Below are 13,832 nucleotides of genomic sequence, written 5' to 3' on the forward strand. Positions count from 1 at the left end.
AGATGATCCCATGACTGATTCCTGTACCACGCCCATACTGGGCATCGATGCCCACGCGCATGTCTTCAGCAAGGATTTGAGCCTGGCGTCAGGACGACGTTACAGCCCGGATTATGACGCAACGGTGCACGCCTATCTGGCCAACCTGAGCGAACACGGCCTGAGCCACGGCGTATTGGTCCAGCCCAGTTTTCTGGGCACTGACAACCGGTTTCTGCTCGACGCCCTGGCGCAGGCTCCTGACCGGTTGCGCGGCGTGGCGGTGGTTGACACGGACATCAGTCGCGGTGCGTTACAGCGTATGGCCGGGCTGGGCATTGTCGGCATCCGCCTGAACCTGATCGGCAAGCCGCTGCCAGACTTCGCCGCGCCGGAATGGAAGACGCTGTTCAAGCACATCTGGACGCTCGGCTGGCATGTCGAACTGCACCGCGAGGTCGCTGACCTGCCGGCGCTGATCCGGCAGTTGCTGCCGTTTGGCTGCAAGCTGGTGATTGATCATTTCGGGCGGCCCGATGCGCGTCTTGGCGTTGACGATCCGGCGTTCCAGGCCTTGCTGGAATTGGGCCTGAGCGGGCAGCTGTGGATGAAGATTTCGGCAATCTATCGTCTGGGCGGCAGTGTCGAGCAGAACGCGACGTTTGCTCGCGCTGCGTGGCCTTTGCTGCTGCAAAGCTTTGGGCCGCGCCGGCTGGTATGGGGCAGCGACTGGCCGCACACCCAGCATGAGCAAGCGGTCAGCTACACCGGTGTGGTCGAGCAGTTCCGCGCGCTCGAATGCCCTGACCCGCTCAAGCGCATTATGTTGGTCGAGGCCCCGCAGGCACTGTTCGATTTCCTGCCTGTCGAAATCTGACCTGCTAAACGACAGGTGGCCTGATCCGATAGCTGACCATATATAGCGCCGGGAGGAAAAACAGGGTCAGCAGGGTGGCGATGGCGATGCCGCCGATCATGGCGATGGCCATCGGCCCCCAGAACACTTCGCGGGCGATCGGGATCATGCCCAGGCTCGCGGCCGCTGCGGTCAGCATAATCGGTCGGCAGCGATGTTCGGTGGCCTTGACCACCGATGTCCAGGCGCTTTCCCCTGCGGCGATGAATTCATCGATCTGCGTGACCAGAATCACCGAGTTGCGGATGATGATGCCGATCAGCGCCAGCACGCCCAGAATTGCCACGAACCCCAGCGGATAGCCGGACATCAACAAGGCTGCGACCACGCCGATCAGGCCCAGCGGCACCACGCTGACCACCAGCAGCAGTTTTTTCACGCTGTGCAACTGGATCATCAAAAAGCTGACCACCAACAGCAGCATCAACGGTACGACCTTCAGGATCGGACCCTGTGAGCGCGCGCTGGCCTCGACTGCGCCGCCGGTGGCGACCGAGTAACGCAACGGCAGGCCGGCGCTGAAGGCATCGACGTCGGGCTTCAATTGCCTGACCAGCGCTGCCGGCTGCAGCTTGCCGAGCACGTTGGCCTTCAGGGTGATGGTCGGCAGCCTGTCACGGCGCCAGACCAGCGGCTGTTCCTGCTCGTAACTGAGCGTGGCGAACGCCAGCAGCGGCACGCTCGCACCGCCAGGTGTCGGGATCTGCAGGTTGGCGAGGGTCTGCACCGAGCTGCGTTCGTCGCTGTCTGCACGTCCGACCAGGTCGATCAGATAGGTGCTGTCACGCACCTGAGTGATGGTGGTGCCGCTCACCAGACTGTTGAGGATTTGCGCCACGTCCTCCGAGGACAGGCCGAACTGGCGTACCTTGTCCTGCGCGATGTCGATCTTCAGCACCTTGCCCGGCTCGTTCCAGTCATAGATGACCTGACCGATATGCGGGTTGGCATCGAGAATCGCCGCCAGCGCCATGGCCTGGCTGCGCACCTGTTCGATGTCCGGTCCGCTGACCCGGTATTGCACCGGCCAGCCCACCGGCGGCCCCATGTTCAGTGGCTGAACGTAGCCACCCACGCCGACGTAATCGTCACGAAAGCGCTGACGCAAGCGCTCGATCAGCCGGTCACGCGCTTCGCCACCCTGGCTGACGATCACCAGTTGCCCGTAGAACGGATTGCTCAATTGTTGATCCAGCGGCAGGTAAAAACGCACCGCGCCCTTGCCCACGTAAGAGCTCCAGCGCAGCACATCGGCATCCCCTTTGAGCGCTGCTTCAAAGCGGTCCATGGTCTGGCGGGTACCTTCGATGGAGCCGTTTTGCGGCATGTAGATATCCACGAGGATTTCCGGTCGGTCGGAGTCCGGGAAGAACTGGTTCTGCAGCAACCTGCCTGCAAACAGCGACCCGATGAACATCAGCAACGTGATGCCGATCACCCACCCGCGGTGCTCGAGTGCCTTGACCAGCAGGCGGCTGAAACCACGCATCCAGCGCCCCGGCGCGGCATGTTGCGCCGAGGCTTTGAGGATGTGCACGCCAATCAGGGGCGCGAACAGTACCGCCACCAGCCAGGACAGCAGCAACGCCACGGCAATGACGGCAAACATGGTGAACACGTATTCGCCTGCCGAACTGGAGTTAAGGCCGATGGGCACGAAACCGGCGACCGTGACCAATGTGCCGGTCAGCATCGGGAACGCGGTCGAGGTGTAAGCGAAGGTAGCGGCCTGCGGTAATGAATCGCCGCTTTCAAGGCGGGTGACCATCATCTCGACGGTGATCATCGCGTCATCCACCAACAGCCCCAGAGCGATGATCAATGCGCCCAGCGAGATACGTTGCATGGTGATGCCGCTGTACTCCATGAACACGAAGACCAGCGCCAGCACCAGCGGGATCGAACAGGCCACTACCAGACCGGCACGAATGCCGAGGCTGATAAAGCTGACGACCAGCACAATCAGGATCGCTTCAAAGAGTGCATGGGTGAAGCCGCCGATGGCTTTTTCGACCACATCGGCCTGGCTGGAGACCAGGTGTACGTCGATGCCCAGCGGCAATTCAGTGGTCAGATCGTCGATGCGCTGCTGCAACTGGGTGCCGAATGCCTGGATGTTGCCACCTTGCTTCATGGCCACCGCAAGGCCAATGGCTGGTTGGCCATTGAAGCGGAACAGTGAGGAGGGCGGATCGGCATAACGGCGCTCGATAGTCGCCAGATCGCTGAGGCGAAAGAACCGGTCGCCGAAGCGCAGATTGACGGCCTCGAGGTCCTGTTCATTGCTGAACTGCCCGCTGGCCCGCACGGCAATGCGTTCCGGACCGGCCTCCATCACGCCAGCAGGCGTAACCGAGTTTTGCGCTTGCAGGCTTTGCAGCACCTGGCGTTGATCGATGCCCAGCGCCGCGAGCTTGCGGATCGAAAAATTCAGATAAATGACTTCGCGCTGGGCGCCGAGCAACTCGATCTTGCCCAGGTTGGGTACGCTGCGGATGTCGGCGCGCACTTGCTCGACGTAATCACGCAGTTGGCGGAAAGACAGGCCATCGGCGGTGAACGCGTAGATGCTGCCGAACACGTCGCCAAATTCGTCGTTGAACGCAGGGCCCTGAATGCCGCTGGGCAGCTCACTGCGCACGTCGCTGATCTTCTTGCGCACCTGATACCACGCCGCAGGGATGTCGGCGCTTCGGGTTTCACTCTTGAGGAAGACGAAAAGCGTCGATTCGCCAGCCAGCGTGTAGCTTTTCACGTAATCCAGCGCGTCGATTTCTTCGAGCTTCTTTTCCAGCCGATCAGTCACCTGCTGCAGGGTATCGGGCAGCGTCGCGCCCGGCCAGCGCGCCTGTATGACCATAGTCTTGATGGCGAATGAAGGGTCTTCCTCGCGCCCCAGATTCAGGAATGACCAGCTGCCCATCAGCAATGAAACGAACATCATGTACCAGACCAGCGTGCGATGCCTGAGCCCCCAGGCCGACAGATTGAAGCGCTCCTTCACAAACTGACCTCTCGCTGCAGGCGGATCTTTTGTCCGGACTGCATGCCGTTGACGCCGGCAGTCACTACCTTTTCGCCCTCGTGCAGCTCGCCGCTGACCCTTACCGTCGAGCCCGATCTCGCCAATACCTGCACCGCTCGCGGGATCAGTGTCGATGTCGTTGGGTCGATCACCCACACCTGAGAGGAGCCGTTACGCTGCAGCACTGCGCTGCCGGGCAGCTCATGAAACGCCGGCGCGTCGCCACTGATCTCTATCGTGACGGTCGAGCCCAGGCGAAAGCTGTCCGGAGGGTTCTGCAAGGCCAGGCGGACGCGCTGAGTGCGGGTCTCGGCATTGATTTGCGGTGCAAGCTGGCGGACGTTCGCGGCCACTGAAAGCTGATCGTTCAGTTGCGAAACCACTCTGATGCGGTGGCGTTCATCCAGCGAACCGAGTGGCAAGTCGACGACCGCTTCACGGCTGTCGGGGCGCGCAAGGCTGACGACTGCCTGACCGGTCGCCATGACCTGGCCGACCTCCGCTTGCCATCCAGTAATCAGGCCATCGAACTCGGCTGACAAGCGGGTGTAGGACACATCATCACGGGCTTGCTGCACCGCCACGCGGGCCTGATTGCACAACGCTTCCTGAGTGCTCAGGTCGTTGTCCAACTGATCCATTCGCGCCCGCGAGCCGATACCGCGCTCATAGAGCTGCTGGTAGCGCGTCAACTCGTCGCGCGCCTGTTGCCAGGCGGACTGGGCCTTGCCGAGTTCCGCCTGGCGGGCGTGTAAACGGTGTTGCTGGTCCCCGGGTTCCAGTGTGGCGAGCAGATCGCCCTTGCGCACTTGATCGCCGATCTCCGCGTGCCGGGTTGCCAGTCGGCCAGCGACGCGAAACCCCAACGCCACTTCATACTGCGGCTGGATGACGCCAGCAAAGCGGCCATAAGAGGCGCTGCGCTGGTCGACTATTTCGGTGAACAGTACCGGGCGTTCGACAACCTCGCGAAGCGGTTTTTCGCGGCAGCCCGGCAGTGCCACAATCAGAATGCAGATCAGCCAGCAGCGGGATCTCGTTCGTGGTTCTGCGCACGAGGTGCTCATTGCGCAGCTCCCGACGAGGCCAACGAGACGGGGTTTTCGGCCGGTGCTCGCTCTGCGACCTCGACCCGTTGCCCCGGGTAGAGAAACTGCAGTCCTCGGGAAACTATTCGATCACCTTCGGACAAGCCCTCTGAAACGATGACCTGACCCTGCTCGTAACGCAGCACTTTCACAGGCGTCAGCCTGACCCTGGCCTCAGCGTCCACCCGCCAGACTGCCGGTTGTCCTTGTGTGCGGCTCAAGACGGACCAAGGCAGGGCGAACACTATTTGCGACTGCGTCTGCAAGCGAGCGCTGACCACGGAGCCCAGCGCAAGCGGTGCAGCAGCTCCCTGCAGTGCAACGCGCACCCGCAACGTGCCGTTCGCGGCGGAGACGATGGGGGTGATTTCCCTGATGATGCCGGTCAGCTGAATCTCTGGCTGGCCGAGGGGGCTGACAATCACTGCAGCACCGGTCTGATCGGCGCGCAGCAGGGACTCGTACGCGGAAAATACCGCTTCGCGCTCGCCATCGTGAGCGACGCTGAAAATCGCAGTGGCGGCCTGAACCACCTGACCTTCTTCGGCGTAGCGCGCCGTCACGACGCCATCGGCTGCGGCGAACAGCTCGGTGTACCCGACCTGTTCACGCGCGTTCGCCTGCTGCGCCTGCAGTGCGGCGAGATCCGCCCGCGCACTGTCGAGGCCAGAGCGGGCCTTCTGGTATTCACTGAGGTTGGTATAGCCCTTGGGCAGCAGCACTTGTTGACGCTGGTAGTTTTGTTCGGCGAGGTACAGTCGCGACTGTCGCACGGCCACTTCGGCACTGGCTGACGCCAGCTCGGTCTTTTGCTCGCGCGCGTCGAGCCTGGCAAGAACCTGTCCGACCCGCACTCGATCCCCGACATCCGCATATCGCTTGATCAGCTTGCCGGAGACGCGAAACGATTGCTCAGTCACCTTGCGGGCCTGGATATCGCCCGTCAGCGTCACACTGCTGGCGACGTTCAGTAGGGCAACCGGTTGCGCGACGACTCGCACCAGCGCCTTTTCTGCGGGTTTTCCTGCAGAGCAAGCGCTGAGCGAGAGTAGCGAGATGAACCCCAGCACCACGCCGCGCTGAGTGTACAGAAAGTGCAACGGCCGGATATTTCCGGAAACACGGCAGCACGAACGCAGGAGCGTTGCAAAGGGAAAAGTCATCAACGAATAGCACTGCCCGATCAAAGAAGCCAACATCATCCATGAGTCACAGCGTCAGGCCGGAAAAGCGCAAGGGCTTCCCGGGCTCAGGCGAGCGAGCTTCAGGCCATCGCGGTGACGCTGGGCCAAACCTCCTGGGTAGCTTCAGTGCCCAGAAATGTAAGTGCGGTTCTTTGCGAGTGGTGCCACGCCGCCTTGCTTTCCAGGTCCAGAAAGTGCCCGGTGTCCGGAACGACATTGAAACTGCTTTTGGCGATGTAGTTGGAAAACATCCGCGCATCGTCAACGGTGGTGTATTCATCTTTTTCACCGTTGATGAACAGCACCGGAATGTTGATCGAGGAAAAACGCTCGACGTAGTTACTGGCGCTTAGTTGGCGAATCTGGCTGATGTGAAAGTCGATCTGGCGATATTCGTGCTCGGCAAGGCTGATCAGGTGCTTGTAGTTATAAAGTTTGAACAGGCGCGGCAGGTACTTGCCCACGGTGTCGTTGAGCAGTGAGCCGATCTTGCGCTTTTCGCGTGCGGCGAGGTAGATCTGGGCGTTGTCGATATAGTCGAGCATGGCCTCGTTGAGCACCGGCGAGAACGAACTGATGATGGCCTTTTCCACGGAAGGAGGGCATTCGGAGAGGGCCAGCAGGGCCGATACACCGCCCCAGGAGACTGACAGCAGGTGGTTTACCTGATAGAGATCAATCAGTTGCAGGAGAATGTTTACTTCATCTTCCTTGCTGACAATCATGTCGTCCGGGTTGTGCGCTCGGGATTGCCCCGAAAATGGCAGGTCGAACAGCACCAGATTGTAGTGCGGTTGCAAGTATTTGACCGTCTGCCCGAAAGAGCCAGTAGTCGACAGTGCGCCGTTGACCAGCAGAATGGTCTTGGCGTCGCTGCCTTTCCAGTAAGTCTCGGCGTACACCTTGTACTTACCGATGGTTAGAATCTTCGATTGTGCGCCCATAACAGCCTCCCAGCTAAAATTTGATCCAGCAATTAGTACAGTGTTCTCTGCTTCGGCAGCCATGCCAAAGCCTCGCCTGGTAAGTGGCGAAATCCGGTGAGTTATTATTAGGGGTGCAGCGAAAACGTTACCGCAGGAACTGTGCTTGCCCTGACATAGATAACGCAGTGCCAGCATTGCGACAAGTCACTGACGTCATAAAAATGTCTAGCTGTTCACATTGCACCTTGGCGTTTGGCCATCATCTTTTGACCAATAGACGGATTTAATCGGGGAAAAACGCCATATCGAACCTGAAAAGCGTATTTATTGGGGTGAACTTGCTGGTGCTGAAACGGTCAAGCTTGATACGGATTTGTAACATTCAGTTACATTTTTGTGCTTGGCATAATGCGCCAGATTAATATCGAAATCGCTGAAACCCTCGAGCCAGACGCTTTAATCTCGTCAAAAAGCAGGCACGATCGTGCAATCAAGGGTTTGGGAAGTGCCTGAATCTCAGGCCAGCGTATTCACTGTGCGGCATTCCAGCAGCAAGCTTGCGCCGCCGTATTCGCTGGTGCCTATCTGCAGGGTAAAACCATGCAGATTGACGATGGCGGCCACTACCGAGAGACCGAGGCCAAAACCGCTTTGCTCGGTGCCGGTTTCGCTGCGATAGAAGCGCTGGAAGACAGCGGCGCGCTCGGCGACGGGGATGCCAGGCCCGGAATCCTGTACTTCGATGCACGGCGTGGTGCCGCCTGGGGCAGGGTAGGCGCTGACTTTGACGATTCCGCCGCCGGGGGTGAACTTGATTGCGTTGCCCAGCAGGTTGGTCAGTGCTTCGAACAGCAGGGCGCGGTCGCCTACCAGCGTGGGTAACGTTTCATGCAGGTCGAGTATCAGGGTGATCTGGTCTTCCTCAGCCAGCGGCAGGTAAAAATCATGCAGCTCCTGCAGCAGCGGGCGCAGTTCCAGTTCAACGAATGCCGAGCGCCGCTGACGGTCTTCCAGCTCGGAAATGCGCAGCAGCCCGCGGAAACGTGCCATCAGTGTGTCAGCTTCGCTGATGACCTGGGCAATCTGCGTGGCGTGGGTCGAATCGTGGGCCGACTGCTGTTGAATACGGTAAAGCTGCGCACGCAAGCGGGTCAGCGGTGTGCGCAGGTCATGGGCGATGTTGTCGCAGACGCCCTTGACCTCGTTCATGAGCTTTTCGATCCGGTCGAGCATGGCGTTGACGATTACCGCCAGCATGTCCAGTTCATCGCGCCTGTTGGAGACCGGCAGACGGCCGGCCATGTCGCCGGCGATGATCGATTCGGCGCTGGCCTGGATCGCACGGATGCGTCGCAACGGTCGACGGCGCAACAGATGCCAGCCGGCAACACCGGGAATGATGGTCAACGAGATGCCCCACAGCAAGGCATGCAGGATCAGCGTGCTCACCGCAAACAGCGAACCGTTCTCGCGAACCAGCACCAGCCAGCGGCCGTCCGACGTGCGATTGACGATCGCATCGCAACTGCCTTGCGGCATGCCTGGATCATCCGATTCGATGCAATCGTTCAGTACATGAATCTGGCCGTCGATAGGCAGGTTTTTCGGGACGCTGGTGATAGGCCCGGCAACCGGGCGGAAGTTCTCGTCGAACAGACCGTAGGCATCCACCGAGCGGGTATCGAAGGTCATGCTGGTGGCCAGAGCGTCCACCAGGCCCTGGCCTTCGAAGCGTGAAAACAGTTGCTGGCGATGGGTAAGCGACTGGCGGGCGAGGGTGTCCAGATAGGACGTCACCTCCCAATACAGGACGCCAAGCAGAATCACACTCCAGGCTACGAACAGCGAGCTGTACAGCGCCAGTAATCGACTTGTGGATGATCGCCAGCCGTCAGACGGGTTCGGCAATGACATAGCCGGATCCTCGCACGGTCTGAATGAGCTGTGCGGTACCGGGTTGGTCGATCTTCTTGCGCAGACGGCCGATGTGTACGTCGATCAGGTTGGTGCCCGGATCGAAGTGGTAGCCCCAGACTTCCTGAAAAATCATCATTCGCGTGATGATCTGTCCGCTGTTGCGCATCAGGAACTCAAGTAGCTTGAATTCGGTGGGCAGCAGCGTCAGCGGTTCGCCGCCGCGACATGCTTCCCGGGTGATCAGGTTCAGTTCCAGGTCGGCAACCTGCAAGACCGTCTTGGCGGCACTGACCGGGTTGCTGCGTCGCAACAACACCTCGACGCGTGCGGCCATCTCATCCGACGCAAAGGGTTTTGGCAGATAGTCGTCCCCTCCGGCACGCAGGCCGCGGACGCGTTCGTCCACGTCGGAGAGTGCGCTGATCATCAGGATCGGCGTGGAAATGCCCTGGGCACGCAAGTGGGTGACGATGGTCAGACCATCCATCTCCGGCAACATGCGGTCCAGGGTAATAAGGTCATAATCGCCACTCACTGCACGCGCCAGACCATCACGGCCATTGTCGACCCAGTCCACTTCCAGCCCGTGGCTGCTGAGTTCGGTCACGATTTCCTTTGCAGTGATGGCATCGTCTTCGATTGCCAGAATTCGGGTCATGGTCCCTGCCTGAATAGGTGCGTTCAAAGAGTCATTCTGCCTTTAAAATCCGCCGCGTTTCCTGAAAGAAAGTTTAATGATAGGGATCATATTTCTCGCTTTGCCGTGGAATCCTCTTCCTTGAGCTTCTGCGCTTTCTCCAGGCGATGTTTTTCTTCCTTGTTTTTGCGATCGCGCTCCATTTTCTCGGTGGTGTCTTTTTCACTGCGGATCTGCGCATGGCTGATCAACGCGAAAATAAAACTGCCACCGATAATGTTGCCCGCCAGCGTGGGGCCTGCGAACGCAAACCAGAAATCCTTCCAGCCCAGCTCACCCGCGAATACAAGATAGGATACTTCGGCCGAACCCACCACGATGTGCGTAAAGTCGCCGAGCGCCATCAGGTAAGTGATAAGCACAATGATCGCTATCTTGGCGTTTTCCATCGACGCGATCATCCAGACCATGGTCGCAATCATCCAGCCCGACACAATGCCCTTGGAAAACATCTGGCCCAGGTCGTTTTCCATGACCTTGTGGCCAATTTCCAGAAACGCCTTGTCGGTGCTGGTATCGAAAATCGGCAGGTTGAGCATGACGTAGGCCACCGTCAGCGTGCCGACCAGATTGCCGGTCAGAACCACACCCCACAGGCGCAGCAGCCGCCAGATGTTGGCCAGGTTCAGCTTGCTCATGACCGGCAGTACAGCCGTGATGGTGTTTTCCGTGAACAGTTGCTGGCGCGCCAGGATTACCGCCAGAAACCCTGCCGAATAGCCGAGGCTGCTGATCACATGACTACCGGGGATGCCTTCGAGGCGCGAGTTCAACAAACCCATCGCCATCAGCGACAGGCCCATGGTCAGCCCCGCAGCCAGTGCCGACCACCACAGCGCGGCTACGCTGCGCTCCAGTTCGTGGTCGCCCTGCATGCGAATGGTTTCGTGCAACACTGCCGCGCGGGGCGGCTGATTCTCATCGATCTCGCGCTCTTCCTCGGCGGAAAGGCCGGGGGTCTTGCCATCTACTTCGTGATCCATACAACGTCCTCAGCGCCAGTGATGAAATGGCCCGACCGGGGCAATGTCGGGCCGATGGTTCAGACAGGCGCCGCGCGCTGTCGTTCGCCAGCGGCGGGGCGTATCGAGAAATGTTTGAGCCAGTCGGCAGAATGTGTCGGTCTAGCCCAGCAGATCGGCGCTCTGCACGCGTTCGATACCCATGCCGAGCATGGTCTTCCAGGCCTGCTCCAGCGAGCCGTTCATGTCGATGGCGCGACAGGCATCTTCGACCACAAAAGTATTGAAACCGGCACCGCGTGCATCCTGCGCCGACCAGGCGACACAGAAGTCCAGCGCCAGACCGACCACGAACAGCGTATCGATACCGCGCTCTGTCAGGTACCCGGCCAGCCCTGTACGGGTCGTGCGGTCTGCCTCCAGAAATGCCGAGTAACTGTCGATGTGCTCATTGCAGCCCTTACGCAGGACCAGTTGCGCGTGAGGCAGATCGAGGTCGGCATGCAACTGAGCACCGTGGCTGCCTTGTACGCAATGATCCGGCCACAGCGTCTGAGGACCGTAGGGCAGGGTAATGCTCTCGAACGGCAGGCGCTGCGCATGGCTGGAAGCAAAGGAAATGTGCCCGGCAGGGTGCCAGTCCTGCGTGATGACCACTTGGGAAAAGCGCGCACCCAGGCGATTGATCAGCGGCAGCAGCGCATCGCCGTCAGCCACAGCCAGTTGCCCGCCGGGCATGAAGTCGTATTGCATGTCGATCACCAGCAAGGCGCAACGAGGATCGGCAGGCTTGTGGGAAAGGGGCATCGTGGGTTCTCTGGTAAGGAGCAATGAGCGCAGTTTGCCTGTTTATCGCCACATTGGCTAAGCGTCATGTCTGGCCTGTGCAAGAGTATTTTTTGGGAATTTGTATCAGGCGTTAATACGAATCTGTACTATTCGCAAAAAATCCTGCCGGGTCCCAAGAGGCCTGGTTTCTTGCCAAGGGCTGCACGTCGATGCGTCGTACTCTCGTTTCACTTTGCGTTATCCAGGCGATCTCTCAAGCGGCCTGGGCCGATCAGGTGGCTGGCGCCCAGCCTGCCATGGAGTTGCAGAATATCGATATCCAGGGCGCCGCCAGTGCCGAAACGGCACAAGGACCGGTCGATGGTTATCGGGCCACACGGTCTGCCAGTGCAACGCGTACCGATACCTCGCTGCACGAAACCCCGCAATCGGTCAGCGTCGTGACCCGTGAAGCGGTCGAGGATATCGGTTCCACACGTTTGCAGGATGCTCTCGACTACGCGGGTGGCGTCGGGCGAGCCAACAACTTCGGCGGCCAGGGGCTGACCACCTTTACGGTGCGCGGCTTCACCACCGGCGAGTTCTATCGCAACGGCTTCCCGATCAATCGTGGTTATCCGAACATGCCGGACGCCAACACCATCGAGCGCCTTGAGGTGCTGCGCGGTCCGGCCACCACGCTCTATGGCCGTGGCGATCCGGGCGGCACCTTCAATGTGGTTTCCAAGCAGCCGTTGGCCGAGCCCTCCGTCACGCTGGGCAGTCAGCTCAATGATCAGGGCATGAAGCGCGGAACGCTGGATGCCTCGGGACCCGTGGATGACGAAGGGCGTTTTGCCTACCGCCTGAATGTCGTGGGCGAGGGCGGCGATACATTCCGTGACCACGTCGAGACCGAACGCTATGGCGTGGCGCCGGTATTGAGCTGGCAGCTCAACGACGTTACGCGGATCACCTTCGAAGGCGACTTCATGCGCAATAACGCGCCGCTGGATCGTGGCCTGACTCGCTATGCCAACCAGACGGGCACGGCTTCCCGCGACACGTTCTTCGGCGAGAAGAGTGTGGGCAAGCTGCATAACGACAACAACATGGCACAGCTGCGCTTCGAGCATGACCTCAACCCGGACTGGACGCTGGGCGGCGGTGTGCAGATCCTTGACGGCTCCCTGCAAGGCGATGCCATCGAGGCCAACGGGCTGGCGGCGGACGGCCGCACCCTCGGGCGCAACTTCAACTATCGCAAGCTGGAATGGACCGATCGCGATGTGCAACTGAACCTGACCGGGCATTTTTCTGCGGGCGGTTTCGAGCACACGCTGCTGACCGGTGTCGAGTACGAAGATTATGACTACAAGTCGATCATTCAACGCTCCAGCGGTGCAGTCAGTGCCTACCCGATCGACATCTTCAATCCGGTCTACGGCCAGGCTCGTCCGGCACTGACCCGAACGACAACCCACGACAAGGAAAACCTCAAGACTTGGGCTGCCTTCGTGCAGGACCAGGTGGCCTTGACCGAGCGCCTGAAGCTGCTGGGCGGTGTGCGTCTGGAGCGTTTCGAACATGATTACGATTCTTTTCTGCCCGGCACCAGCAGTTGGACTGCCAGCGATAACGCGGTCACACCGCGCCTCGGCCTGAGCTACGACCTGACCGACGACCTTGCCGTCTACGCCACGACTGCTCGTTCGTTCAAGCCCAACAGCGGTGCCAGCCGACTGGGTGGGGGGTTCAAGCCGGAGGAGGGCAAATCCTATGAGATCGGAACCAAGTGGGAGGGGCTGGACGGGCAGTTGAGTGTCAACACGGCCGTCTACCAGATCGAAAAGCGTAACGTGCTGACCACCGACCCGGTCGATTCAACGTTCAGTGTGGCGGCGGGCGAGGTGCGCAGTCGCGGCCTGGACCTTAACGTGGTCGGCAACCTGACGCCGGAGTGGCGGGTAATGGGCAGTTACGCCTACGTGGACGCCGAAGTCACCAAGGACAACACGCTACGCTCCGGTACACGGCTGATGAACATTCCCGAGCAAACCTTCAGCCTGCTCAACGTCTACGAGTTTCAGGAAGGCGCCCTGCGTGGCCTGGGCCTGGGCGGCGGCGGTCGCTATGTCGACCAGCGCGCCGGGCGTACAGCCAACACTTCTTTCTCGATGGACAGCTATACGGTGTTTGACCTGCTGGCCTATTACAAGGTCAACCCGCACGTGAAACTCAATCTGGACCTGAAGAATCTGTTTAACACCGACTATGAGGAAGGCTCGTTCGGCAACGTCTATGCCTATCCGGGGGCACCACGGACGGTGCAGGTGGGGATTGCCTATACGTTGTGATGCCATGTGCCGA

General features: G+C 60.0%; 10 protein-coding genes. 2 read left to right on the forward strand and 8 right to left on the reverse strand.

The features are described 5' to 3' along the window. Positions 1 to 10: 10 nt before the first annotated feature. Positions 11 to 856 (forward strand): amidohydrolase family protein, encoded by an 846-nt coding sequence (locus AO388_RS23810; protein ID WP_058417290.1) that lies wholly within the window; start codon positions 11 to 13, stop codon positions 854 to 856. Between the two features lie 4 nt (positions 857 to 860). Here AO388_RS23810 and AO388_RS23815 read toward each other — a convergent pair whose 3' ends face one another. The 8 genes from AO388_RS23815 to pncA all read right to left on the reverse strand — a co-directional run bounded on the left by AO388_RS23815 (position 861) and on the right by pncA (position 11,501). After that, on the reverse strand, positions 861 to 3,899 hold the full coding sequence (locus AO388_RS23815) for an efflux RND transporter permease subunit (RefSeq protein ID WP_058417291.1): 3,039 nt from the start codon (positions 3,897 to 3,899) through the stop codon (positions 861 to 863). Beyond that, positions 3,896 to 4,987, reverse strand: a complete 1,092-nt coding sequence (locus AO388_RS23820) for an efflux RND transporter periplasmic adaptor subunit (protein WP_003371884.1) — start codon at positions 4,985 to 4,987, stop codon at positions 3,896 to 3,898. Before AO388_RS23820 ends, AO388_RS23815 begins: the two co-directional genes overlap by 4 nt. After that, positions 4,984 to 6,207: an efflux RND transporter periplasmic adaptor subunit gene (locus AO388_RS23825; protein WP_058417292.1), complete on the reverse strand. Its 1,224-nt coding sequence runs from the start codon at positions 6,205 to 6,207 to the stop codon at positions 4,984 to 4,986. Before AO388_RS23825 ends, AO388_RS23820 begins: the two co-directional genes overlap by 4 nt. Positions 6,208 to 6,272: 65 nt before the next feature. Continuing rightward, complete coding sequence (locus AO388_RS23830; RefSeq protein WP_052810440.1) at positions 6,273 to 7,199, reverse strand: alpha/beta fold hydrolase; 927 nt, start codon at positions 7,197 to 7,199, stop codon at positions 6,273 to 6,275. Positions 7,200 to 7,634: 435 nt separating this feature from the next. Then, on the reverse strand, positions 7,635 to 9,032 hold the full coding sequence (locus AO388_RS23835) for a sensor histidine kinase (protein WP_003435937.1): 1,398 nt from the start codon (positions 9,030 to 9,032) through the stop codon (positions 7,635 to 7,637). Continuing rightward, positions 9,010 to 9,693, reverse strand: a complete 684-nt coding sequence (locus tag AO388_RS23840; RefSeq protein ID WP_003371891.1) for a response regulator transcription factor — start codon at positions 9,691 to 9,693, stop codon at positions 9,010 to 9,012. Before AO388_RS23840 ends, AO388_RS23835 begins: the two co-directional genes overlap by 23 nt. Positions 9,694 to 9,779: 86 nt before the next feature. Further along, on the reverse strand, positions 9,780 to 10,715 hold the full coding sequence (locus AO388_RS23845) for a formate/nitrite transporter family protein (RefSeq protein WP_058417293.1): 936 nt from the start codon (positions 10,713 to 10,715) through the stop codon (positions 9,780 to 9,782). A gap of 141 nt (positions 10,716 to 10,856) precedes the next feature. Continuing rightward, complete coding sequence (gene pncA, locus AO388_RS23850) at positions 10,857 to 11,501, reverse strand: bifunctional nicotinamidase/pyrazinamidase (protein ID WP_058417294.1); 645 nt, start codon at positions 11,499 to 11,501, stop codon at positions 10,857 to 10,859. A 191-nt stretch (positions 11,502 to 11,692) separates the two neighbouring features. On the opposite strand from pncA, the gene AO388_RS23855 reads away from it, so the two are divergent. Continuing rightward, positions 11,693 to 13,819 (forward strand): TonB-dependent siderophore receptor, encoded by a 2,127-nt coding sequence (locus AO388_RS23855; protein WP_058417295.1) that lies wholly within the window; start codon positions 11,693 to 11,695, stop codon positions 13,817 to 13,819. The last annotated feature ends 13 nt before the right edge of the window (positions 13,820 to 13,832 follow it).

The organism is Pseudomonas sp. ICMP 10191, assembly GCF_001467335.1.
GTDB classification, from domain to species: Bacteria; Pseudomonadota; Gammaproteobacteria; order Pseudomonadales; family Pseudomonadaceae; genus Aquipseudomonas; species Aquipseudomonas cerasi.

Bases quoted from the DNA above. Each gene is read 5' to 3' on its own strand.
- AO388_RS23810 (WP_058417290.1), top strand. From the start codon at position 11: ATGACTGATTCCTGTACCACGCCCATACTGGGCATCGATGCCCACGCG.
- AO388_RS23820 (WP_003371884.1), bottom strand. From the start codon at position 4,987: ATGAGCACCTCGTGCGCAGAACCACGAACGAGATCCCGCTGCTGGCTG.
- AO388_RS23825 (WP_058417292.1), bottom strand. From the start codon at position 6,207: ATGTTGGCTTCTTTGATCGGGCAGTGCTATTCGTTGATGACTTTTCCC.
- AO388_RS23830 (WP_052810440.1), bottom strand. From the start codon at position 7,199: ATGGCTGCCGAAGCAGAGAACACTGTACTAATTGCTGGATCAAATTTT.
- AO388_RS23835 (WP_003435937.1), bottom strand. From the start codon at position 9,032: ATGTCATTGCCGAACCCGTCTGACGGCTGGCGATCATCCACAAGTCGA.
- AO388_RS23840 (WP_003371891.1), bottom strand. From the start codon at position 9,693: ATGACCCGAATTCTGGCAATCGAAGACGATGCCATCACTGCAAAGGAA.
- AO388_RS23845 (WP_058417293.1), bottom strand. From the start codon at position 10,715: ATGGATCACGAAGTAGATGGCAAGACCCCCGGCCTTTCCGCCGAGGAA.
- pncA (WP_058417294.1), bottom strand. From the start codon at position 11,501: ATGCCCCTTTCCCACAAGCCTGCCGATCCTCGTTGCGCCTTGCTGGTG.
- AO388_RS23855 (WP_058417295.1), top strand. From the start codon at position 11,693: ATGCGTCGTACTCTCGTTTCACTTTGCGTTATCCAGGCGATCTCTCAA.